The 26,742-nt window shown below is 53.7% G+C and carries 28 protein-coding genes; 20 read left to right on the forward strand and 8 right to left on the reverse strand.

Annotated elements, in window-relative coordinates:
- Positions 1 to 83 precede the first annotated feature (83 nt).
- Together MKX64_RS15000 and MKX64_RS15005 are read right to left on the reverse strand one after the other, a co-directional pair.
- Positions 84 to 503, reverse strand: coding sequence for a bactofilin family protein (locus MKX64_RS15000; RefSeq protein WP_095398120.1), 420 nt, complete (start codon positions 501 to 503; stop codon positions 84 to 86).
- A 27-nt stretch (positions 504 to 530) separates the two neighbouring features.
- Positions 531 to 1,502: a M23 family metallopeptidase gene (locus MKX64_RS15005; RefSeq protein ID WP_341036463.1), complete on the reverse strand. Its 972-nt coding sequence runs from the start codon at positions 1,500 to 1,502 to the stop codon at positions 531 to 533.
- A 304-nt stretch (positions 1,503 to 1,806) separates the two neighbouring features.
- Between MKX64_RS15005 and cls the strand changes: the two genes are divergently transcribed.
- The 3 genes from cls (at position 1,807) to MKX64_RS15020 (ending at position 5,565) form a co-directional block, all read left to right on the forward strand.
- Positions 1,807 to 3,237 (forward strand): cardiolipin synthase, encoded by a 1,431-nt coding sequence (gene cls, locus MKX64_RS15010; protein ID WP_095264769.1) that lies wholly within the window; start codon positions 1,807 to 1,809, stop codon positions 3,235 to 3,237.
- A 162-nt stretch (positions 3,238 to 3,399) separates the two neighbouring features.
- Complete coding sequence (locus MKX64_RS15015; protein WP_095264770.1) at positions 3,400 to 4,317, forward strand: YitT family protein; 918 nt, start codon at positions 3,400 to 3,402, stop codon at positions 4,315 to 4,317.
- Positions 4,318 to 4,575: 258 nt separating this feature from the next.
- A complete protein-coding gene (locus tag MKX64_RS15020) occupies positions 4,576 to 5,565 on the forward strand; it encodes an SPL family radical SAM protein (RefSeq protein ID WP_095398119.1) in 990 nt (329 codons plus the stop codon).
- Here the strand turns inward: MKX64_RS15020 and ligD are convergent.
- The 3 genes from ligD to ku are packed head-to-tail and all read right to left on the reverse strand — an operon-like array spanning position 5,548 to position 8,305.
- A complete protein-coding gene (ligD, locus tag MKX64_RS15025) occupies positions 5,548 to 6,465 on the reverse strand; it encodes a non-homologous end-joining DNA ligase (protein ID WP_095398118.1) in 918 nt (305 codons plus the stop codon). The genes MKX64_RS15020 and ligD overlap by 18 nt on opposite strands.
- Positions 6,466 to 6,468: 3 nt before the next feature.
- Complete coding sequence (locus tag MKX64_RS15030) at positions 6,469 to 7,338, reverse strand: ATP-dependent DNA ligase (RefSeq protein WP_230875690.1); 870 nt, start codon at positions 7,336 to 7,338, stop codon at positions 6,469 to 6,471.
- Positions 7,339 to 7,375: 37 nt separating this feature from the next.
- Positions 7,376 to 8,305, reverse strand: coding sequence for a non-homologous end joining protein Ku (gene ku / locus MKX64_RS15035; protein WP_095264774.1), 930 nt, complete (start codon positions 8,303 to 8,305; stop codon positions 7,376 to 7,378).
- 266 nt (positions 8,306 to 8,571) lie between these two features.
- On the opposite strand from ku, the gene MKX64_RS15040 reads away from it, so the two are divergent.
- The 6 genes from MKX64_RS15040 (at position 8,572) to tsaD (ending at position 12,262) form a co-directional block, all read left to right on the forward strand.
- Positions 8,572 to 8,865: a hypothetical protein gene (locus MKX64_RS15040; RefSeq protein WP_095398116.1), complete on the forward strand. Its 294-nt coding sequence runs from the start codon at positions 8,572 to 8,574 to the stop codon at positions 8,863 to 8,865.
- The gene (locus MKX64_RS15045) at positions 8,865 to 9,047 is read left to right on the forward strand and encodes an H-type small acid-soluble spore protein (protein WP_095264776.1); all 183 of its coding nucleotides are present in this window, start codon (positions 8,865 to 8,867) and stop codon (positions 9,045 to 9,047) included. Before MKX64_RS15040 ends, MKX64_RS15045 begins: the two co-directional genes overlap by 1 nt.
- A gap of 361 nt (positions 9,048 to 9,408) precedes the next feature.
- Entirely contained in the window at positions 9,409 to 9,891 is a 483-nt protein-coding gene (tsaE, locus tag MKX64_RS15050; RefSeq protein WP_413773608.1) for a tRNA (adenosine(37)-N6)-threonylcarbamoyltransferase complex ATPase subunit type 1 TsaE, read from the forward strand.
- Positions 9,892 to 9,894: 3 nt separating this feature from the next.
- On the forward strand, positions 9,895 to 10,683 hold the full coding sequence (gene tsaB, locus MKX64_RS15055; protein WP_155618066.1) for a tRNA (adenosine(37)-N6)-threonylcarbamoyltransferase complex dimerization subunit type 1 TsaB: 789 nt from the start codon (positions 9,895 to 9,897) through the stop codon (positions 10,681 to 10,683).
- Positions 10,684 to 10,757: 74 nt separating this feature from the next.
- Complete coding sequence (gene rimI, locus MKX64_RS15060) at positions 10,758 to 11,228, forward strand: ribosomal protein S18-alanine N-acetyltransferase (RefSeq protein ID WP_095264823.1); 471 nt, start codon at positions 10,758 to 10,760, stop codon at positions 11,226 to 11,228.
- Entirely contained in the window at positions 11,225 to 12,262 is a 1,038-nt protein-coding gene (gene tsaD / locus MKX64_RS15065; RefSeq protein WP_341036465.1) for a tRNA (adenosine(37)-N6)-threonylcarbamoyltransferase complex transferase subunit TsaD, read from the forward strand. Before rimI ends, tsaD begins: the two co-directional genes overlap by 4 nt.
- Before the next feature lie 537 nt (positions 12,263 to 12,799).
- On the opposite strand, the gene MKX64_RS15070 is transcribed toward tsaD, so the two are convergent.
- Entirely contained in the window at positions 12,800 to 14,749 is a 1,950-nt protein-coding gene (locus tag MKX64_RS15070) for an ABC-F family ATP-binding cassette domain-containing protein (protein WP_095398113.1), read from the reverse strand.
- Positions 14,750 to 14,925: 176 nt separating this feature from the next.
- On the opposite strand from MKX64_RS15070, the gene MKX64_RS15075 reads away from it, so the two are divergent.
- From MKX64_RS15075 to tatC, 5 genes are all read left to right on the forward strand, one after another.
- Positions 14,926 to 15,621, forward strand: a complete 696-nt coding sequence (locus MKX64_RS15075) for a 5-formyltetrahydrofolate cyclo-ligase (RefSeq protein ID WP_155618068.1) — start codon at positions 14,926 to 14,928, stop codon at positions 15,619 to 15,621.
- The gene (moaC, locus tag MKX64_RS15080; protein ID WP_095264781.1) at positions 15,612 to 16,094 is read left to right on the forward strand and encodes a cyclic pyranopterin monophosphate synthase MoaC; all 483 of its coding nucleotides are present in this window, start codon (positions 15,612 to 15,614) and stop codon (positions 16,092 to 16,094) included. The genes MKX64_RS15075 and moaC overlap by 10 nt, the downstream gene beginning before the upstream one ends.
- 58 nt (positions 16,095 to 16,152) lie before the next feature.
- Positions 16,153 to 16,644 (forward strand): MogA/MoaB family molybdenum cofactor biosynthesis protein, encoded by a 492-nt coding sequence (locus tag MKX64_RS15085; RefSeq protein ID WP_155618069.1) that lies wholly within the window; start codon positions 16,153 to 16,155, stop codon positions 16,642 to 16,644.
- 214 nt (positions 16,645 to 16,858) lie between these two features.
- Positions 16,859 to 17,095, forward strand: coding sequence for a twin-arginine translocase TatA/TatE family subunit (gene tatA, locus MKX64_RS15090; protein ID WP_095264783.1), 237 nt, complete (start codon positions 16,859 to 16,861; stop codon positions 17,093 to 17,095).
- An 81-nt stretch (positions 17,096 to 17,176) separates the two neighbouring features.
- Positions 17,177 to 17,953, forward strand: a complete 777-nt coding sequence (tatC, locus tag MKX64_RS15095; protein WP_155618070.1) for a twin-arginine translocase subunit TatC — start codon at positions 17,177 to 17,179, stop codon at positions 17,951 to 17,953.
- A 181-nt stretch (positions 17,954 to 18,134) separates the two neighbouring features.
- Here the strand turns inward: tatC and MKX64_RS15100 are convergent, their stop codons facing one another.
- Positions 18,135 to 18,722 carry a TetR/AcrR family transcriptional regulator gene (locus tag MKX64_RS15100; protein ID WP_155618071.1) on the reverse strand — a complete coding sequence of 196 codons (588 nt, stop codon included), beginning with the start codon at positions 18,720 to 18,722 and terminating at the stop codon, positions 18,135 to 18,137.
- A 379-nt stretch (positions 18,723 to 19,101) separates the two neighbouring features.
- Here MKX64_RS15100 and groES point away from each other — a divergent pair, with 379 nt between their 5' ends.
- From groES to MKX64_RS15125, 5 genes are all read left to right on the forward strand, one after another.
- Positions 19,102 to 19,383: a co-chaperone GroES gene (groES, locus tag MKX64_RS15105; protein WP_095264786.1), complete on the forward strand. Its 282-nt coding sequence runs from the start codon at positions 19,102 to 19,104 to the stop codon at positions 19,381 to 19,383.
- Between the two features lie 61 nt (positions 19,384 to 19,444).
- Positions 19,445 to 21,067 carry a chaperonin GroEL gene (gene groL, locus MKX64_RS15110; RefSeq protein ID WP_095264787.1) on the forward strand — a complete coding sequence of 541 codons (1,623 nt, stop codon included), beginning with the start codon at positions 19,445 to 19,447 and terminating at the stop codon, positions 21,065 to 21,067.
- A gap of 170 nt (positions 21,068 to 21,237) precedes the next feature.
- Positions 21,238 to 22,598 (forward strand): IS1182 family transposase gene (locus MKX64_RS15115; RefSeq protein ID WP_095268202.1). Its coding sequence is split into 2 segments (ribosomal slippage): positions 21,238 to 21,805 and positions 21,805 to 22,598, totalling 1,362 coding nucleotides; the frame shifts between segments, so codons are not numbered across the junction.
- 494 nt (positions 22,599 to 23,092) lie between these two features.
- On the forward strand, positions 23,093 to 24,193 hold the full coding sequence (locus MKX64_RS15120) for a copper amine oxidase N-terminal domain-containing protein (RefSeq protein ID WP_341036468.1): 1,101 nt from the start codon (positions 23,093 to 23,095) through the stop codon (positions 24,191 to 24,193).
- A 115-nt stretch (positions 24,194 to 24,308) separates the two neighbouring features.
- A complete protein-coding gene (locus MKX64_RS15125) occupies positions 24,309 to 25,121 on the forward strand; it encodes an undecaprenyl-diphosphate phosphatase (protein WP_095264793.1) in 813 nt (270 codons plus the stop codon).
- Between the two features lie 74 nt (positions 25,122 to 25,195).
- Here MKX64_RS15125 and MKX64_RS15130 read toward each other — a convergent pair whose 3' ends face one another.
- A complete protein-coding gene (locus MKX64_RS15130; protein WP_176475650.1) occupies positions 25,196 to 25,369 on the reverse strand; it encodes a hypothetical protein in 174 nt (57 codons plus the stop codon).
- A 284-nt stretch (positions 25,370 to 25,653) separates the two neighbouring features.
- Here MKX64_RS15130 and MKX64_RS15135 point away from each other — a divergent pair, with 284 nt between their 5' ends.
- The gene (locus MKX64_RS15135) at positions 25,654 to 26,631 is read left to right on the forward strand and encodes a LacI family DNA-binding transcriptional regulator (protein WP_095399286.1); all 978 of its coding nucleotides are present in this window, start codon (positions 25,654 to 25,656) and stop codon (positions 26,629 to 26,631) included.
- Positions 26,632 to 26,742: the final 111 nt, after the last annotated feature.

The raw sequence follows: 26,742 nt of genomic DNA on the forward strand, positions 1-26,742 counted from the left end.
CTCCTTTGTTGTTTCTGCGAAAGCGGGTATGGATGATCGTGAATGCCGGGCCAGTGCGCATCATGGAGGCATTCATTACTGCCTTAGCCCACATCCGAATGCTTTACAGGCAGTACGCTGAGCTCCGAGCTCTCCTGAGCGGCGCTGTTCGTCTGATCCTCCATGCGGCTGACGCCGTTAAGCTGGCCGCCTTCCATCACGATCAGGGAGGAAGCCACCACATTGCCGAACATTTTCCCGGTCGGCGTGATCGTCAGCTTGGTTTCCGCCGTGATGTCCCCATAGACCATGCCAGCGACGATGACTTCGTTAGCCGTAATGTTGGAGCGGGCGACTGCGCTTTCGCCAATCGTGACGCTGCCTTGGCTTTCGATCGTTCCCTTGAAGCTGCCGTCGATCCGAAGGTCGGCATTGCTCTGCAGGGAGCCCTCCATTTCCGTTCCCGGACCGACGAGTGTGTCCATTCGAAGCGCTTGACGTCTGGCTTTCCTGTTTCTTCGCATGTTGATTCCTCCTGTTTACTTTTATTTTCATTGCAGATACGGCATCGGGTCGACGGTTTGATTGTTTTTGACCACCTGGAAATGAAGATGTGGTCCTGTACTGCGGCCGGTATTGCCGAGCTTGCCGATGATGTCGCCTTGCTGGACCTGCTGGCCAACAGACACGTTAAGGCTGTCCAAATGCATGTACCACGTTTCCAAGCCGTTCGGATGCTCGATGACGGTGTAGATCCCGCGGGCGCCGCTTCGCTCTGCGGCGGTGACTATGCCGGAGCCTGCCGCATAGATCGGATCGCCGACACTTCCGGCAATGTCGATGCCGGCATGATAGGCGGAACGGCCGGTGAAGGGATCGCTGCGGTACCCGAAGCTGGAGGAGATCCTCTTGGAAACCGTGGGCCACAGTGACGGTGTTCCTTCCAGCATGACCTGGGTCTCCAGCGCCTGACCCAGCGTGCGGGGAATGTGGGATTCCATCCGGGAGATCAGCGCCTGAATCTCGGCAAAATCATCGCGGGTTTCCCTGGCCAGCGCGAGCATTTCATTCTCATGGACCGCGATAAATTCCCCGCCGACAAACATCCCTTGCTCCATGCTGACCGATGACGTTGCATCCTTGAACGTACCGTTTTCCTTGATGAACTCCTGGAGCTCCTGCTCCAGCTGCTGAACCCGCTCCATCTGGGCTCTGGTCTCCTTGGCCTCGCCTGACAGCTCGATGATGGCCTTGTTCAGCCGTTCGATGGCCGCGTCCTTATCGGTGACGGTAACCTCCATCTGCAGCGCTTCAAGGCTCTTCAGCGCGAGCTGCTGCTCCAGCTGTGTAATGGTCTGGGCGGACTGGATCTGGAGGGAGACGATCAGCCCGGCAATGGACAGAACAGCTGCGGCAGGCACGGCGATCATCATCGGCTTGGACAGTTGTACCTGCTTGACAGAATGCTGGGCATCCCGAAGAACGAGGAGGGTCAAGCGTCCCTTGTGCTGCGCGGTTTTCATGACATCACTCCTTTCGATTCGGAAAATAGGGGATTTCCATACGTCAGATCGGGTCGAGCATACTCCTTATCTTCTATGTATTCTACTTTCTCGGAGAACATGTCAAAAAAATAGGGCGAGCCTATTTTTATTCATCATGACAGGTTATTGGTTATGTATTGAATAAATAGCTGGAAGAATGGACAATGATGAATCTTGAGGCTGCTCCTGCTGTGCAGGGCATTATACCGATGCAGCGGCACGGACTCGCTGTTCGCATTATTCCAATTTTAGCGATTATCATACTAGTTAGGAGGCTGCCCCTATGCAGTGGCTTCTGCTTGCACTCATGGCTTTTGTTTTACAGATGGCAGCGGTCCTGCTGCTGGAATTCCGCAATCCGTCGAAGACGGTGGCATGGCTGTTTATTTTATTTTGTCTTCCGTTTCTCGGTTTCGTGCTCTACTTTTTTATCGCCAGGGACTATCAGAAGCGGTTCAAGTTCCGCGACAAAGGATCAAAAGTATTTCGGGAAATTCGCGAACATCTGTGGAAGCGGGTGACGGTGGTCGAGAAGCCGGAGGAGATGAACAATCCTGAATTCAGAGGGCATCTGCGGCTGTTCAACCTGCTGAACCATTTGTCTGAGAGCCCGATTACCGGCTGCAACGAGACCCGCGTGTTAACCGATGGCGAGGAGACCTATGCCGCGATGCTCAAGGCGATGGAAGAGGCGAAGGATCATATTCATGTGGAATTTTATATTTTCAGACATGACAAGATTGGCACCAAGTTTCAGGATGTGATGATCCGTAAGGCGAAAGAGGGCGTCAAGGTTCGTCTCATCTGCGATGGCCTCGGCAGCTATAAGCTGAAAAAAGCGTTCATCCGGCGATTTCAGGAATCGGGGGTGGAGTTCTATTTCTTTCTTCCGGCGATGGTGTCGATGTTCAGTCGGCGCGTCAATTACCGCAATCACCGCAAGATTGTGATCGTGGACGGCACCGTCGGGTTTCTCGGCGGCATTAATGTCGGGGATGACTATTTAGGCAAATATCCGAAGATGGGGTACTGGCGTGACACGCATCTCGAAGTGAAGGGGGATGCGGTTTATTTTCTGCAAAATGTGTTTCTGCATGACTGGCGGCTGGCGTCCGGAGAACGCATCGCGGACCCGCTGCTGTACCCCGAGCACGGCTGCACAGGCGAAGAGCAGGTTCAGATCTTGAGCAGCGGGCCGGATCAGAACTGGAACGCGATTCAGGAAATGTGCTTTGGGGCCATCTCGGTTGCTAAAGAGCGAATATGGATCACCAGTCCCTATTTCATCCCGGATGAAGGCGTGTATGAAGCGATCAAGACGGCCGCCGTGAGCGGGGTCGATGTCCGCATCATTATTCCGGACAAAGCCGACACGCGCCTGGTGAAGCTCGCCAGCCTGTCTTATGTGGAGGAGCTTATGGCTGCGGGCGTGTCCTTTTACGAATATGAAAAAGGGTTCATTCATGCCAAGGTGATTATCGTCGATGAGATTCTGGGCTCGGTGGGCACGGCGAATATGGACATGCGCAGCTTTTTTTGCAATTTCGAGCTGACGGCTGTAATGTTCAACAAGCGCCCGATTGACGATCTTGTCGCCGATTTTGAAGAGGATCTGCGGAACAGCCGCCCGATCGAGTGGGAGTCCTTCCATAAGCGTGGAGGCAGGCAAAAAGCGGCGGAGATTCTGTGCAGAATGCTGTCTCCGCTGCTGTAGCAGCCTGATATCTATGTGATCATAAGTTCCGGTTGGTGGCAGACACAGCGCAGGTGCACGCTTGCGGTATATGGCGTTTCATCATTTTATGTTAAAATATATATATAGCTGCAGCTCATAAATATATGAAACACAGATCCTCAGAATGAACGGGGGAAATTTATGTCAAGTCATGTAAAGGTTCTTGCGCATGAGGAAGAGGAGCAGCAGAAGCCGGAGAATCTGAAGGCGGGCGCGGTCCCGAAAAGGCTTCTCCGCCGTCTGGTGTTTTTGACTTTCGGTGCGTTGTTTATGGCTGTAGGGCTGGAGATTTTCTTAGTCCCCAACAAAATTATTGATGGGGGGATCACCGGGGTATCGATTATGGTTGCCCATTTTACCGGCGTTCCGCTCGGGATATTCCTCGCCTTGTTCAATCTGCCATTTCTGTTTATAGGGTATAAACAGATTGGCAAGACATTTGCCTTGTCCACACTGTATGCCGTGCTGGTGATGTCCACCGCAACGTACGTTCTGCATCCGGTCAAGCCGCTTACGATTGATCCGCTGCTGGCGGCCGTCTTCGGCGGCATATTTCTCGGCGTGGGCGTCGGGCTTGTCATTCGCTCGGGCGGATCGCTGGATGGTACGGAAATCGTGGCGATTCTGATCAACAAGCGAACGCCGTTCTCGGTCGGGGAAATTGTGATGTTCATCAACGTGTTCATCCTGGGCAGCGCGGGCTTTGTTTTCGGCTGGGACCATGCGATGTACTCGCTGATCGCTTATTACCTCGCTTTCAAGCTGATTGATATTACGATTGAAGGCATCGACCAGTCCAAATCGGTCTGGATCATCAGCGACAAGTACAGGGAGATCGGCGAAGCCTTGACCCAGCGTCTGGGCCGCGGCGTCACTTACCTTGAAGGAGAGGGCGCTTATACCGGCGACAGCAAAAAGGTCATCTTCGTAGTCATTACCCGGCTGGAGGAAGCGAAGCTGAAATCGATTGTGGAGGATTGGGATTCCCAGGCTTTCCTGGCCGTCGGGAACATTCATGATGTGAAGGGCGGGCGCTTCAAGAAGAAGGATATTCATTAGGCCGGAAGAGCCGGGCCGGACTTCGCATCGCTCAGGCTGGACCGGAACGATATAGAGGATCAGCGGAACATAGTAGTCATAGATATAGTAGTCATAGATACAGGCTGTCCAAGAGAATGCGGGTGCGTTCTTGCGGGCGGTCTTTTTTTTGGCCTTCTGGAAGCTTGCTGAAAATTCCATTTGAAACAGAACATATGTTTGGTTTATGATGGGGAATATAGATTGCAGCACTGGCATTAGAAGGGGAGGCGGGTTGCCATGCCAACGACAACTTATGAGACCGTAACTACGAAGCAGACGTTAAATCGGGTTCAGGAGGAGCGAATGCCTTTTGACTGGTCGATTAATCCGTACCGGGGCTGCGCTCACGGCTGCAGCTTCTGCTATGCAAGGGCCTTTCAGTCCTTCATGGGGCTTGGAGCGGAGGATGAATTCCAATTTCGCATTATGATGAAGAGCAATGCAGCCGAGGCGCTGGAGAAGCAGCTGTCTGGCATGGCGCGCAAGCTCGGCCACGACATCGATGCGCTGGGCAGACAGATCGGTCAGGTGACCATCGGGACTGCGACCGATCCTTACCAGCCGATTGAGGGTAAGGCCGAAATTACGAGGGCGTGCCTGAAGGTGCTGGCCAAATACCGGATCAGCACCAGCATTACAACGCGGTCGCCCCTCGTGCTCAGAGACCTGGACATTCTGACGCAGATGAAGGATGTATCGGTGAACATCAGCATCAATACGCTGGATCCCGGCATCATCCGCAAGCTGGAGCCTGCCTCCCCGCATCCGCACCAGAGGCTTGAAGCGCTGCTCGGGCTATCGGAGGCCGGTATTCAGACCGGGATATTTGCTGCGCCGGTGCTTCCGTTCATTACCGACGAGGAAGAAGGTTTGCGCCAGCTGCTTATGGCAGCGAAGGAGCGTGGAGCGGCGTTTGCCATGATCTCTCTGCTCCGGCTGTCCAAGGATGTGAAGCGCTGGTACATGCAGACGCTGAAGGAGCAATTTCCGGACAAGCTCGCTTCGTATTATGAGCTGTACCGAGGTCCTTATGCAGAGGAAGGATACGTCCGTTCATTCAAGCAGATGGCTGCGAAGCTGCTTGCGCAGTGCGGCATGAACGACGGATCGGCACCGGCTCAGCCTCGGGTGAAGGCTGCAAGCACGAGAAAGCTCCCTCGTCCTTCCGCAGAAGTGACGGTGAGGGAGCTTACACCGGAGGTCGAGCAGCTATCCTTTCCGTTTTGAGCCCCGGCCCGTTCCGGTCTTCAGATGACGAATGATATCCTGTACCGGCTGCGGAGGCAGCATTTGCAGAAGATCGCCCTTTTCTTTCAGACGCTCTTCGATATTGAGCAGATGGAAGTCGGTTGGAGACACATTGGACTTCACCTCTTCCCAGGTCAGCGGCGTGGAGACGGTGGCAAGCGGACGGGCCCGCGGCGTATAGGGAGCTGCGAGCGTTCTGCCGCTGTAATGCTGGAGGTAGTCGAAATAGATCTTGTCTCCGCGATGTTTCTTCAGCCGCTCAATGGTGAACAGCTTCGGATGCTTCTCGGTCACGTATTGACCGACGAACAGCCCCACCGAGCGCAGCTCGTCAAATGTCACGCCTTCGGGAATCGTCACAATAATCTGGACGCCGGTCGCGCCCGACGTCTTCGGCACCGACTCGATGCCGAGCGAGCGCAGCGTGTCGCCGACAATGGAGGCGGCCTCCATGATGCGCGGCTCTTCCGGCAGTGACGGATCCAGATCGATCATCCATTCGCAGGGCAGCGGGCTGCCTGCATAATGGAGCGATGGGTGAAATTCAAGCGCAGCCAGATTGCCGAGCCACAGCAGCTCCGGCAGGCCGTTGAGCAGCACATACCGGATATTCTCATGGACGGCAGTCTGCACGAAGTCCGGAGTTGGCTCCGGGGCGTTCTTCTGATAGAACGATTCGTCCCCCGCCCCATGAGGATAGCGGATCGTGGTCAGCAGCCGGTTGCGGCAGTAGCGGAGCAGGAAGGGGGACAGTGCCGCCAGCTTCTGCAGGTACATCGCCTTGGTGATGCCCACCTCCGGCCACAGCGGTTTGTCCGGGTTCGAGATTTGAATTTCCTGGCCCTCAATGACGAGGGTTCCTTTGACTTGACGCGGCATCCGCTACACCCCTTCTATGGCGAGCAGCTTCGGGTGGCGCATCAGGCCGTCCTGGCTCCATTCCAGAAAGGTAACGGATACCTGGATGGGCCGGCTTAGCCACATCAGCTGCTCTTTCTTCAAGTCGGCATGAAGGACGGGGGGATGAAGCTCGGCGCGATGCTGTCCGGCATAGTTAAGCAGTCGCGCCTTGGTCTGCTCGTTCAGGCCGAGTGAAGCTCGGCCGATATAATGGCCCTCTTCGTTAAACAGCACAAGGCTGGCCACGCGCCCTTCTCTTATGATAAGAGCCATCGCCGAGGCGTCCATCTCGACGGCGATTTTCTTCTTATACCAGTCTTTATGCTTCTTCCCTTCCCGGTATGGGGAGGCCAGGCGCTTCATCACAACGCCCTCCCAGCCGCGTTCCTCCGCCCATTGCCACAGGCTGGCCCCCTCCTGAAACAGATCGGTAATGATTAATCCGGGGATGTTCGGCGCGAGGGCTTTCAGCCGCTGATGCCGCTCCACATAGGGGAGCGTACGCAGGTCTTCGCTGCCGTCAATGAGCAGATCGAACAGCACATAGGTAAAGGCCGGCGCACCGGCACCTGCGCTGCGCGAGCGTTCACGCTGAAGCACTTTTTGGAACACAGGCCGACTGAGCTCCGGGTCGAAAAAAACAACCTCGCCGTCCAGCAGCAGACGGCGACGGCCGAGCTTCTCGACGGCATGGACCACTTCGGGGTAGAGCGAGGTCTTGTTCAGGAGCTTGCGGGAATAGAGCGAGACGCGGCCCTGATCCAGTGTAGCGAGAATCCGGACACCATCCCATTTCAGCTGGTAGCCCCATTCCTCGCCGTCCAGAAGGGCATCTGTTGCTATCGGAGCCATAGGCTCCTTCGGAAGCAATTCCTCTAGCGATTTCATATCAGGAACCGGTCTCGGTCTTCTTCGATTTGGTCCGGCGTTTCGGCTTCGGGCCTTCCGGCTCCGTTTGATCACCGCTGGCTTTAGCAGCAGGCTCCTTGGCTGCTGTCTTGCGCGTCGTTTTCTTACGCGGCTTGGTGGCGGTGCCCGGATCGGTTCCGATCGGCTTCACCGCTTCGATGCTGGCCTGCAGGGCAGCCATCAGATCGACCACATTGGTCTCCTGGCGGGCCGGGGCAATCTTGATCTCTTCGCCAGTCACCTTGCTGTTGATCAGATCAAGCAGCCGCTCGCGGTAATCATCGGTATATTTTTCCGGATCGAACGGTGTGGAAAGCTGGTCGATGAGAAGGCGGGCCATGTCCAGCTCTTTATCGTTCACTTCGGCTTTTTCCGGCAGGTTCGGCACCTGTGAAATCGGGCGGATCTCATCCGGATAGAAAATCGTCTCGATCGACAGGCAGTCATCCAGCACGCGGATGGCGGCTAGGCTGCTTTTGGAGCGGATCGCCATTTTGGCAATGCCGATTTTGCCGGATTGACGCATCGCTTCCATAAGCAATCGATAGGCGTTCGTTCCCGCCTGGTCGGGGGAGAGGTAGTAGGTTTTCTGGAAATAGATCGGGTCAATTTCCTTCAAATCAACAAAATCAAGAATCGTGATGTTCTTGTTGTTCTCTCCGGCAAGCTGGTCGAGCTCTTCTTTTTCAAACAGCACAAACTTTCCTTTCTCATATTCATATCCTCGCGAGATTTCCTCCCAGCCAACCTCCTCCTCGCAGACCGGACATTTGCGCACATACGACAGCGGGCTGCCGCATTCCTTATGGACATAGCGCATCGAGATGTCTTTGTCCTCGGTGGCGGAGAACATTTTGACAGGGACGTGGACCAGTCCGAAGCTGATCGCGCCCTTCCATACCGTATGCATCGATGAAACCCTCCTATTGATAAAGATTCGGCTGTACCGTTCCGCTCGATCTGTGGCTGATATGATTCCTGAATGAATGAACCTATAGGGGCACAAATCCGCAATATAGCAGTTTCTACTAGCTTGCCCAAAACCTATGGCAAATATAAAGGCTCCAAATCGACCACAAAGGGCCTGCCGGCTTGGACTCCTTCAGTTCCGGGAATAATCCCGGCATGAATGTGGCATATTGACGGTGATGCGTCATATCAAGGAGGGATACCGTCATGCTGGAGCCTGAAGCAAACAGACAGTCCGAAGAGATTCAGAAGGATCGGGCCTCCGATCATGCCTCTTCGGGCCCGGTGTCCGGACATCAACCGGACTGGAGCCGACTGACCTCAAGCAAGGAAGATCCGGCTGTCCGGGAGTCGACGATGTTTGATATCGACCGGATGATCAATGAAGGTCTGGGTGGAGGCAATGTGACCGAGGACAACGGCTGGATCGGTGCCTCCACCACCGATACGATGAAGCAGGTGAACGAAGCGCCGAGAGAAGCGCAGGAAGGAGATGACTGATGGATATACAACGTGCAATGGATATATATAACGCCAGCGAAACCTATAAGGTGAGCCTGGAAGGCGAGCCGGTATGGATTGAGCATGTGGACCCGCATAATGGCATGGCGACAGTTCAGGTCGGTTCGCGTCCAACCAATACGCTGACCGTAAACGTAGATAGGCTCAAGGAAGATGAATAGCAGCATGCTCCCGGCTGCCTAGCTGCTGCCTTATGCTTCATTCTGTATGTGCACCGATATACAATGATATAGATGCGATATCGAGATTAAGCGAACGTCAAACACCTTTCATCCGATTCCGTGCTTGTACATGAAGGCCGGGCGAGGATTAAGGTGTTTTTTCATAACTGCACCCAGCGCTGTAGATGAAGATATGCGGTATGCTGCCGGATTATGTTTGGACTCCGGGCTTCCTTGCTGATCAACAATCCTTGCAGGGGGGAAAGCGGACCGATATAATGAAGATCAGGTTATTGCAGCATGGATAGGGGACAAGTTGTTCATCTTCATGCAGCAGGATAAAGGTGGGTTAACGGTGGATATAAGCCATAGCGAAGCACAGTTCCAACTGACCTCCTCGGGGCCGGAGGATACACAGCGGCTGGCTGCCTGGCTGGCAGACAAGGCGGGGCCGGGCACGGTGATCGGGCTGGACGGGGATCTCGGGGCCGGGAAGACGGCATTCTCCCAGGGCTTTGCGAAGCAGCTGGGCGTCAGCGGCGTTGTGAACAGTCCGACGTTCACGATTATTAAGGAGTATGCGGGACGGCTCCCCCTGTATCATATGGATGTCTATCGGCTGTCGCTGGATGAGGCGGACGAGCTGGGGCTGGATGAATATTTTTACGGAGATGGGGTATGCATTGTGGAGTGGAGCCGTCTCATTACGGAGCTGCTGCCGGAGCAATACCTTCATATTCACATGGAGACGATCGATGAGTTTCACCGCACCATCACGCTGACAAGCGTTGGCGAGCCGTACGGCAGCTGGTGCCGGGAATTGACTGAAAAATGGGGTAAATAGAAAATGAATGATCATAACACAGAGCCGCGCCAGCGGTTTTTGGCGTTAGATACGTCCACGGCGCAGCTGGCCGTGTCGGTGCTGGAGGAAATGACGCTGCTGACCGAAATGAACACAAGCGCAGAGCGCAACCATTCGGTGCATCTTCATCCGGTCATGGCCGAGGCGCTGCAGCAAGCCGGGATGACGATGGACGAGGTAAGTGGCATAGCGGTCGGTGTCGGCCCCGGTTCTTATACGGGCATACGCATTGCCGTTACGGCAGCCAAAACCTTGGCCTGGACACTGAATCTGCCGGTCGTCGGCGTGTCCAGCCTGCACGCGCTGGCGTGGGGCGGCCTTGCGGCTGCGGGGAAGAATGGGCAGCCGCCCGAAGGCGGCAGCTGGATCGTTCCGCTGCTGGACGCGCGGCGCGGGCAGGTGTATACCGCCCTGTTCGGGACGGAGGGCAGCGAGATGAGCGCGCCGGTGCGTCTGGAGAACGACGGCATCCGTCTGATGCAGACGTGGCTTCAAGAGATTAAGGAGCGGATTGCCGGGCTGCCTGAGCAGCGGAGGCCGCAGCACGTCTTTTTTGTCGGCGAGGTCGACATTCATGCCGAGGCGGCAAGGGAGCTGGAAGGATTCGCGGGGACCGGGGTATCGATTTCGCCTTATTCGCTGGAGGGCCGCTGGGTCGGGTATCTCGGCGCCAAGCGGCTGTTGGCCCAAGAGGCGGACGAGCCGCATTCGCTGGTGCCGAACTACACACAGTTGTCCGAGGCGGAAGCGAACCTGCTTCGGAAACGGTGAAGGGAGCGTCGGAACGAGTGAACGAGTCGCAATCGAGCGCGCCATGGGATGAGGAAGGCTTGAGCTTCAGATTAATGACGGAGCAGGATATCCCTGATGTTCTGGCCGTGGAGAGGGAAGCCTTCACCGTCCCCTGGACGGAGGAAGCGTTCCATAATGAACTGAAGCTGAACCATTTTGCTCATTATATGGTGATGGAATATGAAGGCCGGACGATCGGGTATGCCGGCATGTGGACGATCGTAGATGAAGCGCATATTACGAACATTGCCCTCAAGGAGGCCTATCGCGGCCGCAAATGGGGGGACCGGCTGTTAACGGAGCTGATGAAGACGGCGGCTTATATGGGGATGGAGAAGATTACGCTGGAGGTCCGGGTGTCCAACCATGTTGCCCAGAGGCTCTATTTGAAAAAAGGGTTCAGGCCAGCCGGCATCCGCAAAGGATACTACTCCGATAACCATGAGGATGCGATGATTATGTGGGCGGACTTGCCTCCCTACCGGGAGGACGAAGGCACGGAAGGAAGTCAAAGGCTATCATGAATGATATAAAGACGGATCGGCAGCATAGCTGTATATTGGCGATTGAGACAAGCTGTGACGAAACCTCGGTCGCTGTGGTGAAGGACGGATGCGAGGTGCTCTCCAGCGTCATCGCCAGCCAGATTGAAACCCATAAGGCTTTTGGCGGGGTGGTGCCTGAGGTGGCATCGCGGAAACATGTCGAGAGCATTACGAACATTATAGAGGAAGCCATCCGCGAGGCCGGCATCGGGAAGAACGATTTGTCGGCGATTGCGGTGACGCAGGGGCCCGGGCTGGTCGGGGCGCTTCTCGTAGGAATGATGGCGGCGAAAAGCCTGGCGTTTGCCTTGAATAAGCCGCTGATTGGCACGCATCATATTGCGGGGCATATCTATGCGAACCGCTTCGTAGGCGAGATTGAATATCCGTCGATGGCGCTGGTCGTATCCGGCGGACATACGGAGCTGGTGTATATGAAAGAGGAAGGCAGCTTCGAGCTGATCGGCAGAACGAGAGATGATGCGGTGGGCGAAGCGTACGACAAGGTAGCCCGTGCGCTCGGGTTTCCGTATCCGGGTGGGCCTCACGTGGATCGTCTCGCGCTTGAAGCCGAGGCGGCAGCCGATTTGCCGCGCGTCTGGCTGGAGGCGGACTCCTATGACTTCAGCTTCAGCGGACTGAAATCCGCAGTGCTGAACGCGGTTAACAAGAGCAAGATGCGCGGGGAAGACGTGCCGGCCGGAGCGATTGCCCGCGGCTTCCAGGAATCGGTGGTGGAAGTGCTGGTGGAGAAGGCCGTCCGGGCTGTGAAGCAGTTCGGAGCGAAGCAGCTGCTGCTATGCGGCGGTGTGGCTGCTAACAAGGGCCTGCGGACGGCGCTGACAGACCGCTGCGAGGCCGAAGGGATTCAGCTCACCATCCCGCCGTTTAAGTATTGCACGGACAACGGGGCGATGATTGCGGCGGCCGCACATCTGAAATGGAAGCGGGAGCGTCAAGATCCGCTTGATTTGAAGGCAGATCCGCAGCTTTCGCTGGAAAGCTGGATGTAAGCCAAAACGTTAGCGGCATGCTTGGCATGCTGTGGCGATGGCATGCGATAGTTCCATGAATATACCAGAGGGCAGTTCCGGGTTGACCGGATGCATTCCCCTTGCAGACGTTCGTCGAGATGAGATCTTGACTTGGGCGGCGGCTGCCGGGAGTGTGTCCGGTCCAAACGGGACCGCTCTTTTTTATCGTGATGGAGGTCGCAAGGATGTCCGCAAAAGTGTGGCGATTCTTGTCAAGATGTGCACAACGTTATCCACATATCCTGTGAAAATTGTGTATAAGTAAGAAAAATGTCGAAATAACGGCGTTTGAAGACGGATTGAAAAGAGGGGATATTCTTTTCAGAAACCCGGGATTTTTTTGTGGATAATGTGAATAATTTAGTGGATAAAGCTGGATATTGCGCGGAAATGGGTGCAGAACAACAAAAAAATGGCCGCGAAGGCCATTTTCAAATCCTACTTATACACTAAAGCTGGGGATAACGCTGTGCATAAGTGCAATATTCGATTTTGAAACAGGTTTGTGAAATTTTTTTATTCCTCCAGCAGGGACTCCCATTCGGCAAAAATCTGCTCGAGCAATTCTTTTTTGTTGTCGACAGTTTCCTGCCGCTCCTGAAGCGCCACATAATCCTGAAAAATTTCCGGACGGGTCATCTCTTCTTCAATCTGGGCAATCTCCGTCTCCAGTGTATGAATCTGCTTCTCCAGGCTCGCCAGCTTCCGTTTGCGGCTGCGCTCCTCCCGTTTCGCCTGCTTCTCGGCTTCAAAGGATACTGCGCCCTGCTTCTCCGGAGCCTCCGGTTTATGCTCCGTCTTGGCCGAATGCCGCGCAAAGGGCTCGGAGGGCTCATCGTTGAAGTCCAGCAGCTCCTGCTTCTTCTCGGTGTAGTCGTCGTAATTGCCCAGGAAATGCTGAACGCCGTCCGGATGAAGCTCGACGATGCGCTCGGCCATTTTGTTCAGGAAGTAGCGGTCATGGGAGATGAACAGGAGTGTCCCCTCATAATCCATGAGGGCGGATTCCAGCACCTCTTTGCTATACAGGTCCAGATGGTTGGTCGGTTCGTCCAGAATGAGCATGTTGGCTTCAAGGAGCATCAGCTTGGCCAGAGAGACCCTGGCTTTCTCCCCGCCGCTTAATGAGCTGATCTTCTTGAGCACATCTTCGCCGCTGAACAGGAAGTTGCCAAGCACGGTCCGGATTCGGGCTTCTTCCATATGCGGATAAGCACTCCACAGCTCTTCCAGCACGGTATGGTTCGGATTGAGCTCCGATTGCTCCTGGTCGTAATAACCGAGCTTGACCTTCGTGCCCCACTGAAAGCTTCCCTCTGAAGGCTGCATCGTGCCGATCAGGCATTTGAGCAGCGTGGATTTGCCGACACCGTTGGGCCCGATCAGCGCCACGGTCTCGCCGCGATGCAGATCGAAAGAGACGTCCCGGAACAGCGGACTTCCCGGTTCAAAGGCGACGGATAAACCGCTCACCTGAAGCACGTCTTTGCCAGACATATATTCCACTTCAAACGAAAAGTGAGCCTTCTTTAGCTCCCCCATCGGTCTGTCCATGCGATCCATCTTTTCCAGCGCCTTGCGCCGGCTCTGCGCACGCTTGGTCGTTGAAGCCCGGACCAGATTGCGCTGAATGAACGCCTCCATGCGGGCAATCTCATCCTGCTGCTTCTCGTACTGCTTCATCTGGGATTCGTATTCGGCCGCCTTCAGCTCGATGTAGCGGCTGTAATTGCCGGTGTAACGCTTCGAGTGGCGGCGTTCAATCTCGACAATGGTCGTCACGAGCCGATCCAGAAAGTAGCGGTCATGGGACACAACGACGAGTGCGCCTGCATAGCCGCGCAGGTAGTCTTCGAGCCAGGTCAGCGTGGCGATGTCCAGATGGTTCGTCGGCTCGTCCAGCATCAGCAGGTCCGGAGCTTGCAGCAGCAGTTTGGCCAGCGCCAGCCGGGTCTTCTGCCCGCCGCTGAGCGTGGCGATCGGCGTGTCCGGTGCGAAGGAGCCGAAGCCCATCCCGTGCAGTACGCTGCGAATCCGCGTTTCGATCTCATACCCGCCGTGGTCCTTGAACCAGTCTGAGCGGACGGCGTAGCGGTCCAGCAGGTCCTGGTAGCGCTTCGGGTCCTCGCTCGATTTCGGATCGGCAATCAGCTGCTCCATCTGGCGCAGTTCCCGTTCAGTCTCCAGCAGCGGGGTGAATACGTCGAGCATTTCCTCCCAGATGGTCCGCGCGGATTGCAGTCCGCTATTCTGGGCGAGATAACCGACGGTCGTTTCCTTGGCCTTGAAGATTTGTCCGCTGTCATAGGACATCTCGCCTGCGAGTATTTTCAGAAGGGTCGACTTGCCTGCGCCATTAACGCCGACAAGACCGATCCGCTCTCTTTCCAGCACCTGAAGATGGATTCCTTCAAGCACAGGGGTAACACCATATAATTTCGTAATGCCATTAGCTTGCAGCAGCATATGATAAGGAACCTCCATATTTCTGTATGCATCGATGATATGCAAATCTTCGATTCTTAATTTTCAGTTTACATGAAAATGGTCGAACAATCGACCTTGAAAGAGGCTGGGGGGATTCTTGGCGAACGAGGGTAACAGTGGTAAACTAAACTTAAATCAACGTGAGGGGACAGGTCATGTTGCCTTTTGAGAGTGAGTATCAGATCGGACCTCCGGCCAAGCAGCAGCGTCAGTTGAAACAGCAGCTCAGGCAGCAGATGTCGAAGCGGCGAGATGCGCTTGCCGAGAAAGCGCGGCAGGAGCTTTCGTTCCTTGCCTGCCGGCATGCGGCCCAGCTAATGGAGCAGCGCGGCTTGCAGCGGATGCTGGTCTACGTCCCGTTTCGCTCCGAGCTGGATTCCCGGCCGCTTGTTGAATGGGCGTGGGGGGCAGGCATCGAGGTGCTCGTGCCGCGAAGCATTCCCCGCGACAGGTCGATGGAGCTGTACCTGCTGCGCAGCTGGGATCAGCTCGTACCGGGAGCTTACGGCATTCTTGAGCCGGACCCTGCTGTTGCAGAGCGGCATGAGGATGCTGCCCCGGATATCGTGTGGGTCCCGGGACTTGCTTTTGACAGGAAGGGAGGCAGGCTCGGATACGGGGGAGGGTACTACGACCGGCTGCATGACAAGTTGAACAGGCTGCGTCAGGACCCGGAACGGAATGCGCCTGGCACAAGCAAGAGCACGATGTGGATGGGGCTTGCCTACGAGATTCAAGTCGTGGATCAGGTGCCCATGGACAGGCATGATGCGGTACTGGACGGCCTGGTTACGAACGAGGGCTGTACGACACGAAACGAGCAGCATACGGAGGGTGAAGGATGGAACTGAGTCATTTTAACACACAGGGCAGAGCCCGCATGGTCGATATTAGCGACAAGGAAGTGACCGCCCGCACGGCCACGGCCCGCACGACGGTTACGATGCATCCGGATACCCTGGTCAAAATTCAGGAGGGCAAGATCGGTAAAGGAGACGTGCTGGCGGTGGCCCAGGTGGCTGGCGTTATGGCGGCGAAGAAAACAGCGGACTTCATCCCGATGTGCCACCCGCTGCCGCTGACCGGAATTGACATCACGTTCGCCGATAATGCGAAGGACGAGCTGTATGTCGAGGCCACAGTGAGAACGACAGGCAAGACGGGGGTTGAGATGGAGGCTTTGACGGCCGTTTCGGCTGCGGCGCTGACCGTCTATGATATGTGCAAGGCGCTTCAGAAGGATATGGTGATCGGGCCGACGATGCTGGTTCGCAAAACCGGCGGAAAAAGCGGCGATTACATAAAGGAACAGAGCGAGCAATGAATTAAAGAGCAGGATAAATACAAAGTTTCGGATAGAGAGGGAAGGGAGAGGGGCCTTCATGGTGTGGAAAACGGCGATCCTGACCGCGAGTGACAAAGGCGCGCGGGGGGAGCGTGAAGATACGAGCGCCCAGGTTATCCGGGAACTGGTGGAAGAAGAGCTTGGTGGAGAAATTATTGAATACCGGATCGTCCCGGACGAGCAGGATGAAATTATTGCGGCGCTGATTGAACTGACAGACTACTATCAGCTGGATCTGGTGCTGACAACCGGCGGAACGGAGCTGGCGATTCGGGATGTCACACCAGAGGCGACCAAGCGGGTCATCGAACGCGAGGTCCCTGGCATCGCCGAGGCGATGAGAGCGACGGTGATGCAGAAGAACCGGGCAGCGATGCTGTTCCGCGGAATATGCGGCATCCGCGGGCGGACGCTGATTCTGAACCTGCCGGGGTCCCCGAAGGGTGTCCATGAGAATCTGGCGGCCGTCATGGATCAGCTTCCCGAAGCGCTCTTGATGGTGACGGGGCAATACCGGGAGCAGTTGTAGGACAGATCGGACAGGCGTTTCAGGCTTGTCGAGCCGGTAATTCTTTCGCGCTTTCGCGCTTTTTGCAAGAACGTCATCTGTATAGTTGTTAAATATTATGGTATGCTGGAATCAATGTGACAATGATGGCAAGCTGTGCCGGAGTATCGACTGTGGACAAATATCCCAATAGGTCCTTGAAGGTCAGCAACACAGGACAAGGAGGAAACATAGAATGGGTAGTACAATAGGTGTACCGGGCTTAATCTTGCTCGTGATTTTGGCGCTGCTGTTGTTCGGTCCGAATAAATTGCCGGAGCTTGGCCGTGCGGTCGGAAGAACGTTCCGTGAATTCAAGAACGGCGCCCGTGAGATTATCGAAGACGAGCCGGCTCCGAAGAAGGAAGATCAAGCTCGCCAGACGGCTGCAGTGGAAGAAACGAAGGCGGATAACAAACGTCTGCCTGAATAACGGTTGGTGTGGGAATATCCCTTCCTTCGGGAGGGATTTTCTTATGTCACGGGTTACAGATAGGATGGTGTGAGTTCAAATATGTCTGATCAAATGAAGCAAATGGCGTTAACGGAGCATTTGGGCGAGCTGCGCAAGCGGATCATTGTGGTCCTCATTGTATTTGTAGCCGGGCTGATTGCGGGGCTGTTCGTGGCGGATCCGATTTACAGATACTTGATTGAAGCGAAGCATGCCCGCACGTTCGAGCTGCATGCGCTCTCTTTTTGGGATGGCATTGGCATTTACATGAAGATTGCAGCCGTGTTCTCGCTCGTCATCTCGATTCCGTTCATCATCTACCAGCTCTGGGCCTTTGTGAAGCCGGGACTACGCAAGGAGGAGCAGAAGGCCACGGTCGCCTATATTCCTTATGCGTTTCTGTTGTTTATTGTCGGGGTGCTGTTCGGTTACTATATCGTCTTCCCGATGACCTTGACGTTTACGACAACGATCACCCAGAACATGGGACTGACGGAGACGTACGGAATTATCTCGTATTTCAATTTCATGTTTAATCTGGTGCTGCCGCTGGCGCTGGTGTTTGAGCTGCCGCTGGTGGTCATGTTTTTGACGAGAATCCGGATATTAAATCCGTTAAGATTGAAAAAGATGCGCAAGCTGGCCTATTTTGCACTGGTCTTTATCGCGGTTGTTATTACGCCGCCGGATTTCATCTCCGATTTCCTGGTGACGATTCCGCTACTGCTGCTGTATGAGTTCAGTGTGTTCCTGTCGGCAGCGATCTACCGGAAGCAGCTGGAGGCGGATATGGAAAGAGAAAGCCGGTATGTGCAGGTCAGCGAGGACGACAACTAGGCAGTTCAGGCTCAGCGGGCGATGGGTTCAGCAGGGAAAGAGCTTAGCTGACAGGCTGCCAAGCCATTCAACAATCAGGATATTAACAGTGGACAGATCGTGACCTATGGAATAAGCGATCTGTCTTTTTTTATGGGCGGTTCAAGGGAGCGGGGATGCGGCAGCTCGTGTGGCCGATGGATTATGGCCGGCAGGCCGGATTGCTGAGTCTCGTGCCTACAAGCTCGTTCAATTGCCGGACCATGTCGACGGCGGTAGCTTTGAAGCCCTGCCTGGTCCATTCCATCACAAGCCCCAGAGCTGTCGTTATGGTGTAGCTGATCAGGAGGTCGTCATCGATCTCTTCAGGTCGGCCGCTCAGCAGCCGGACCGTGGTCGATTGATGCGACCGAATCCGGCTGTACAGTCGCTGATGCAGATTGGCAGGAGCGGCCAGCAGCGCCTGGAATACCGGCCGGTGTTCATAGATATAGCGAAAGATTCGTAGTGCTTCAGCAGCCAGCTGATTGGCGTGGAGCGTTCGAGATCGTACATAGGGGCGAATCAAGACATGTCCCAGACCGTTCAGAAAATCGTTTGTCACCCGCTCGAGCAGTTCGTCTTTGTCCGCAAAATGTTCGCGGAAGGTATCCGGATGGGTGCCCGCTGTTCGGACGATATCGGAGAGGGTTACCTGATCGTAGCCTTGATCCAGAATCAGCTCGATCAGGGCGGACTTCATCGCCTGGGTGCTGTGCTCCATGCTGCATTCATCGGTGAGCTCATACATTATTGATCACCTCGACCTCGCTTTAGACTTCAGAATCCGACAGGTTAAGCGTGCGTTTCTTCATAACATATCGGTCAGGAAACGGGTTTTGATAAATTTCGAGGCCGGTTCCGGCCTTGGCAGCGACGGGGATCGACACGCGGGATAATAGGCATATTTCGGTCAGGCTTGGATACAATGGTGAGGGGTGTTTTCAGCCATGGGCAAGCAGGATTTCATGTCCCAAAAAATTGATCAAAAAATGAGCAAAGGGCTTGAAATCTTGTGACAACTTGAGTATCATAAAGTTGGTTGTTAGCACTAGCAGACGTCGAGTGCTAATACATATGGCTTTTTGTAATAAAAGCATGTACAACATATTTAAAGGAGGCTATTTTTCATGATCAGACCTTTAGGTGAACGCGTATTGGTAGAACCGATCGAACAAGAAGAAACTACGGCATTCGGGATTGTACTTCCTGATTCCGCTAAAGAAAAGCCGCAAGAAGGCAAAGTCATTGCTGTAGGCAGCGGCTCCCTGAAAGACGGTGTTCGCGTACCTTTGGAAGTGAAGGAAGGCGACCGTGTCATTTTCTCCAAATACGCCGGAACAGAGATCAAATATGAAGGTAAAGAATACTTGATTATGAAAGAAAGCGACATCCACGCGATCTTAGGCTAATCACGCGCCTGCATATATCATGTTTGAATATCCATAATCGACTAGGGAGGTATGTTATACCATGGCAAAAGATATTAAGTTCAGTGAAGAAGCCCGTCGCTCAATGCTTCGCGGTGTAGATGCTTTGGCTAATGCAGTAAAAGTAACGCTCGGTCCTAAAGGCCGCAACGTGGTGCTTGAGAAAAAATTCGGAAGCCCGCTCATCACGAATGACGGTGTGACCATTGCTAAAGAAATCGAGCTGGAAGATGCATTCGAGAACATGGGTGCTCAGCTTGTTAAAGAAGTTGCTACGAAAACAAACGATGTTGCCGGTGACGGTACAACGACAGCTACTGTGCTCGCTCAAGCGATGATTCGCGAAGGGCTGAAGAACGTAACCGCTGGCGCTAACCCTATGGTCGTTCGCAAAGGGATCGACAAAGCGGTTAAAGCGGCTGTAACCGAGCTGCACAACATTGCTAAAGAAGTGAAAAACAAGCAGGAAATCGCTCAGGTTGCTTCCGTGTCCGCTGCGGACGAAGAAGTAGGACAATTGATCGCTGAAGCGATGGAAAAAGTGGGCAAAGACGGCGTTATCACCGTTGAAGAATCCCGCGGCTTCCTGACAGAGATGGAAATCGTAGAAGGTATGCAATTCGACCGTGGCTACATCTCTCCATACATGATTACGGATACGGATAAAATGGAAGCTGTGCTTGAAAATCCATACATCCTGATCACCGACAAAAAAATCAGCAACACGCAAGAAATTCTGCCAATCCTTGAGAAGATCGTACAACAAGGCAAATCCCTTGTTCTGATCGCAGAGGACATCGAAGGCGAAGCGCAAGCGATGCTGATCGTGAACAAGCTGCGCGGCACATTCAACGCTGTAGCTGTTAAAGCGCCTGGCTTTGGTGATCGCCGCAAAGCGATGCTGCAAGACATCGCTGCTCTGACTGGTGGTCAAGTGATTACCGAAGAGCTTGGTCTTGACCTGAAATCCGCAACGATCGAGCAGCTCGGTACCGCTCGTCAAGTGCGTGTAACGAAAGAAAACACCATCATCGTTGACGGTGCAGGCAACAAGGAAGACATCGAAGCTCGCGTGAAACAAATCCGTACGCAGCTCGAAGAAACCACTTCCGAGTTCGACAAAGAGAAGCTGCAAGAGCGTCTGGCTAAACTGGCTGGCGGCGTAGCCGTAATCAAAGTCGGCGCAGCTACGGAAACTGAGCTGAAAGAGCGCAAACTGCGCATCGAAGACGCTCTGAACGCTACGCGTGCTGCTGTGGAAGAAGGTATGGTATCCGGTGGTGGTACGGCTCTCGTGAACGTATACGCAGCGGTTGCTGCTGTAGACGCAGAAGGCGACGAGAAGACAGGCGTGAACATCGTGCTGCGTGCGCTTGAAGAGCCAATCCGTACGATCGCTGCGAACGCGGGTCAAGAAGGCTCCGTCATCGTTGAGCGTCTGAAGAAAGAACAAATCGGTATCGGCTACAACGCAGCTACTGACGAGTGGGTGAACATGTTCGAAGCAGGTATCGTTGACCCTGCGAAAGTCACTCGCTCCGCACTGCAAAACGCTGCTTCCGTAGCAGCGATGTTCCTGACGACTGAAGCGGTGATCGCTGACAAGCCAGAACCGGAAAAACCAGCTGCTGCTCCAGACATGGGCGGCATGGGTGGCATGATGTAATATAAGGGTTCAACAACCCTGCAATATGGCAAGATGAAGGGCTCCCGGGAGGGAGCCTCAGGCTGTCGAGAAAGTCTCGACAGCTATTTTTTTGTGTATTTAGTTCAACACGACACCGCGTTAATATTGTATAATATTTAGTAAATAAACTGTTCGGAAGGGTGTTAAATATGTTGCGTTCTAACCGAGAAAAACAGCAGGCTTACGAGTTTGTTTCGATTGAAGAATTGGTTCCCCACGATCATCTGCTTCGTAAAGTGGACAAGTATATCGATTTCTCTTTCATCGACGAAAAGGTCCGTCCGCTTTACTGTGCTGATAATGGGCGACCAGCCATCGATCCTGTCGTGTTATTTAAGATGATTTTCCTCGGTTATTTTTACGGCATCCGTTCAGAACGTCAACTGGAACGCGAGATTCAGACAAATCTGGCATACCGTTGGTTTCTTGGTTTGGGATTGACAGACAAAGTTCCGGACCATACCACCATTAGCTGGAACCGACGGACTCGTTTCAAAGACACTACTATCTTTCAAGATATCTTCGATGAGATTGTGCTGCAGGCAATCGAGCATCGCATGGTCGGCGGACGAGTCCTGGTTTCGGATTCCACGCATGTGAAGGCCAATGCGAACAAACACCAGTACACCAAGCAGCAGGTTCTACAAAACACACGAGATTACATGGACGAACTCAATGGCGCAGTAGAAGCCGACCGGAAGGCGCATGGAAAAAAGCTTTAAAACCCAGAGAGGATGTGGTCGAGAAGAAAGAAATCAAGGTGAGCAAAACCGACCCGGATAGCGGTTATATGATTCGCGATGGCAAACCGGAAGGATTCTTTTATTTAGATCACCGGACCGTTGATCTAAAATACAATCTGATTACCGATGTCCACGTCACGCCGGGAAACGTTCATGATTCTGTACCGTATTTGTCGCGTTTGGATCGCCAACGAGAGCGATTTGGTTTTGAAGTTGAAGCCGTTGCCCTGGATTCAGGTTATTTAACAACCCCCATCTGCAAAGGATTGCAGGAACGGGGGATCTTTGGCGTGATTGCTCACCGGAGATTTCATCCGACCCAAGGCTTGTTTCCGAAGTGGAAGTTTACCTATGATGCCGAGCGTAACCGTTATATTTGTCCGCTCCAGCATGAATTGTTGTATCGCACCACGAATCGAGAAGGATACCGGCAATATGCCTCCGACCCGAAGCACTGCAAGACTTGCCCGATGCTGGAGCAATGTACCCGTTCACGGAATCACCGCAAGGTCGTCACGCGCCATGTCTGGGAAGACAGCAAGGAATGGGTACGAAACAACCGGCTCAGTCGATCCGGTAAGTATTTATACCGAAAACGAAAAGAAACGATTGAGCGAAGCTTCGCGGATGCCAAAGAGCTCCATGGGTTTCGCTATTGCCGGTTGCGCGGGTTGCAAAACGTCAGGGAACAAGCTCTGATGACAGCAACCGTGCAGAATATGAAGAAGATGGCGATCCACTTGGATCGCCTGGAAAACAGGGGGTAATCCCCCCATTTCCCCTCTTGAAGTGACCACTTAAAAAGGGAGAAACCCTGTACTTTGAAAAAAGTGCAGGGTTTCTCGACAATCTGGGGCTCCCGGGAGGGAGCCTTTTTCATTACAGCTTGAGTGCGTCGACCGGAAAGGAGGCGAGTCGGATGAACATGTCCTCGGTGCAGTCGTGAGCTTCGGAATTTCCTGTTGGCCGTGGATAAGGGCTGACAAGAAAAAATGAATTTATGTTATTCTAATCGCATTTTAAGCTTATATTAAGATTGGCGTCCTAATATAAAGATACCCCTTAACATAGATGCAGGAGCCCCTTCGAACCGAGATCCGAAGGGGCTCCTTCGCGTGTGCATGCAGGATGATCACATCAGGCATGGCCGCAAGAAAGATGGTCACAAGCTTGTCTCCAAATTGTTACAATCAAGTAATGTAAAGCGATTTTTCTCCCCTTATAATTGAAGAAGCAGCTTATTCATGGGGGGAATCAGACATTGAAATCGTACATCATCGCAGGCATTACCGCTTTACTGCTTATCGTCATTATGAGCCAGCTGCTTCAGGACCGCGTGCAAGCGCAGGATGAGGCAGCCCCAATCGTGATTGTGGACGGGGAAGCTGTTCCTTCGCCAGGGTATCCTTTTTATTCCGGTGATATTTTATATGTCCCGGCAAGGGTGATGGGGACGTACTATCCGTATACTTTCCGTTGGGATAATGCGGAGAAAAGCTTGCAGCTTGATGCACCGGACGGAGTAGTTATCCTCAAAAGCGGCAGTAGAGAGGTAACTGTGCAGGGCGAAGCTTTGTTTCAGCTTGATGCACCGGTACTGCTTCGGCAAGGGCATGTGTACATTCCGGTCGATTCCCTCTCATCGTTGACCGGGGCAGAAGTAACGTATCGTTCTATCGAGGATGTGACAATTACATCGGGATCGGTCAGCATCAGCGTCCGGGAACCGAAGGAACCGCTGGCGACCGCAGAGGACAGCAGCTACAAGCTGTATGCTGCCTTGAAGGACAGACAGAATTACAGAGGCTTCATTCTGGAGGCCGGAGCTGCCCGCTATTCCTACGATTGGCAGGCGCCTAGGCTGCCGAGTTATGAACCGGTGCTGCATGCGGAAGATGTGGACGGGGACGGCCAGCCGGAGGTTGTTGTCATATTCACGACCGGGACTGGCACAGGGCTGCACATGGAAGAAATTCATGTGGTAGATCCGCTGGACGGTCAAGAGATTCCGGTGTTGTCTGCAGAGCAGGCGGCCGATGAATGGATTGAATCCCGCATCACCCTGGAAGGCTCGGAGCTGGTTATTGACGTGAAGCTTAAAGGGGAGACGCCACAGGCATGGTCGTTCCGAATTCCGGATGTTGAGCCGGGCGATCATTATAACAGCCAGGTCGGTGTTGGCGGGGTTATCTATTACGATGTGGACGGCGGGAAGCTGACGGCCGAAGCTGCCGCTAATATTGGATTCGCGAATTATATCGGAGATTTTGAGTTCGAGTATGACCGGTCAGAGCGCGGGTTCGAGCCGGTTGCCGTCACTTTCCATCCGTTCCCGGAATTCGAGAAATACCGCATTCGCTAACGTGATGGTACCCTTGCTCTCCGGACTGAAATCGATCCGGGTTTGCCCCTTCCCTATGATTTACGATATGATAGATTGGAATGTAAAAATGATCATAAGATAGAGTGGGAGAACTATGGAAGATTTAATATTGTGGTTAAAGTATCTCGTGCTAGGCATTATTCAGGGGGTGACGGAGCCGATTCCGGTATCCTCCAGCGGGCATGTTATCATTGCCCAGCGGTTGATGGGTATGGAGCAGAACGGGTTGTCATTTGAAATATTGACGAATACGGCTTCGCTTGCAGCCATCCTGTTTATTTATCGCAAAGACATCGCTCGATTGATTGTGAACGGACTCGCTTTCTTGCGGACGCGCAAGGCCGAGTACAGATCGGATTTTATGTTTGTGCTGTATATCGTGATCGGTACGATCCCGGCGATGGTGATCGGACTGCTGTTCAAAGAGCAGATTGAAGCTGTATTTTCCTCCGTACATACCGTGGCAATTGCGCTCTTGTTCACCGGGGTTGCGCTATGGCTGATCCGGAACCTTCGCGGCCGCAAGCGGGACGGGGATCTGTCGGTGAAGGACGCGGCTATCGTCGGTTTGGCGCAGGCCGTAGCGCTTATACCGGGCATCAGCCGCTCGGGTGCTACCGTCATTGCCTCGATTGCTGTCGGCATGAAACAGGATACCGCGCTGCGCTTTGCCTTCATGCTGTACATCCCGGTCAGTCTCGGCGGTGCGGTGCTTGGTGTGTCGGATATTATGGGCGATCCTGAACGCTCGACACTGTTTGTGCCTTATCTTATCGCATTTGTAGCTACGTTGATATGTACGTATTTTGCCATGAAATGGCTGATGAACATTATGGCCCGCGGCAATCTGAAATACTTTGCGTACTACTGCTTCTTGGCGGGAACCTTGCTGTTGATCTTTTTGTAACTCATCAGGTTGAATGTGACAGGAACAATCGTGGCCTTGCCTTTTGTGGCGAGGGACGGTTGTTTTTTTTCGGGTTAATCGTCCTTATTCTTGTTGCTTCGATTGGCCGCGATAACAAATGCTATGATCACGAGCGGAATAAAAATGAACCAGGGAATATGAATCGATGTCTGCAACAGAATAGCCACCAGCAGTAGCAAGATCATGCCCACGATAATATAGAGGCAGCCTCTTCCGAATGTTTCCAAATCCATCAGCTCCTTTTGTTGTGATTATACGCGGAGAGAGAGTCTAAGTTTCATGGAGGTTACGGAAATTTCAGTCGGTACAAACGGGGGCTCTTCTGCATGCCATCACGCCCTGGTGGTCACGCTGACATGCAGAAGAGCCCCGCAGCTTTAACATACAGGATGAAACGCATTTCAGAGCAAGCTTTTTGTGTGACATGTTGCGGAAGGTTTTGAACATCGCTTCGCATTCATGGTAGTATGCAGACATGGAAGTCAGCGGTGAAAGGGGCTTATGACGGACGATGGCGAATATTAAAGAGATTGCCAGACAGGCAGGGGTGTCGGTGTCAACCGTATCGCGGGTGCTGAACAATCACCCCTACGTGAGTGAAGAGAAGCGTAATCGAGTTATGGATACGATAAAGCAGTTGAAGTATGCCAGAAACATGAATGCCGTCCACCTGATCACAGGCAGGACGATGAATATCGCGATTATGCTGCCGTTTGTCAACCATGTTTACTTTTCCGCCTTGATGGAAGGGGTGGGGAAAGGAGCGTTATCGGCCAGCTACCGGCTTATTTTGTGCCAGACGGGGTACAGCCAGGATAAGGAGCGGGAAGCGCTGGATATGCTGCGAAACCGCGAGGTGGACGGCATCGTGGTGCTGTCATCCTCCATTTCTCCGACAGAGATTGAGGCATACTGTGCGTATGGGCCGGTCGTATGCTGTCAGGATGCCGGAGAGAGGCGATTCTCATCCGTGTATATCAACCATACCGAAGCGTTTCGAAAGGCGATTCGGTATCTGATCCGCAAGGGCCATCGGCATATCGGCTTTACGGTGGGGAGAATGGACAGTCCGAGCACGGAGGCGAGGCTTATTGCTTACCGGGAGATGCTGGAGGAGCTGGGAGAGCCTTATCGCAAGGAATGGATACTGGACCGGTGTTTGGATATTGAAGACGGGGCAGCGATTATGGAGCGATTGTTCGTCATGAAGGAGCGCCCCAGCGCCCTGCTGGTGACGGGGGATCACGTTGCGGCCGGACTGATATATGAAGCGGAGCGGCGGGGGGTTAGCATTCCGAAGGAGCTGGCTGTGATCGGCTTTGACAATCATCCGATAGGCCGGATGCTTGGACTCACCACCATCGATAATCAGCTGCTGCAGATGGGGGAGATGGCCTTTGCGATATTGCATGAGCACATTGAAGGCACCCAGACCGCACCTGTCCGCCATGAGCTGGATTTTGAGCTGATCGAACGGGCCTCGGTCTGAATAGGCACGCCGAAACACCTGAAAGAAGATAGACAGGCGAATGCCTGAAAACGCCCCGATCCTTCTGCACAGGCAGAAAGGATCGGGGCGTTTATTAGATGGAACAATCTT

It is taken from the genome of Paenibacillus sp. FSL M8-0334 (assembly GCF_038000405.1).
GTDB lineage: Bacteria > Bacillota > Bacilli > Paenibacillales > Paenibacillaceae > Paenibacillus_AQ > Paenibacillus_AQ campinasensis.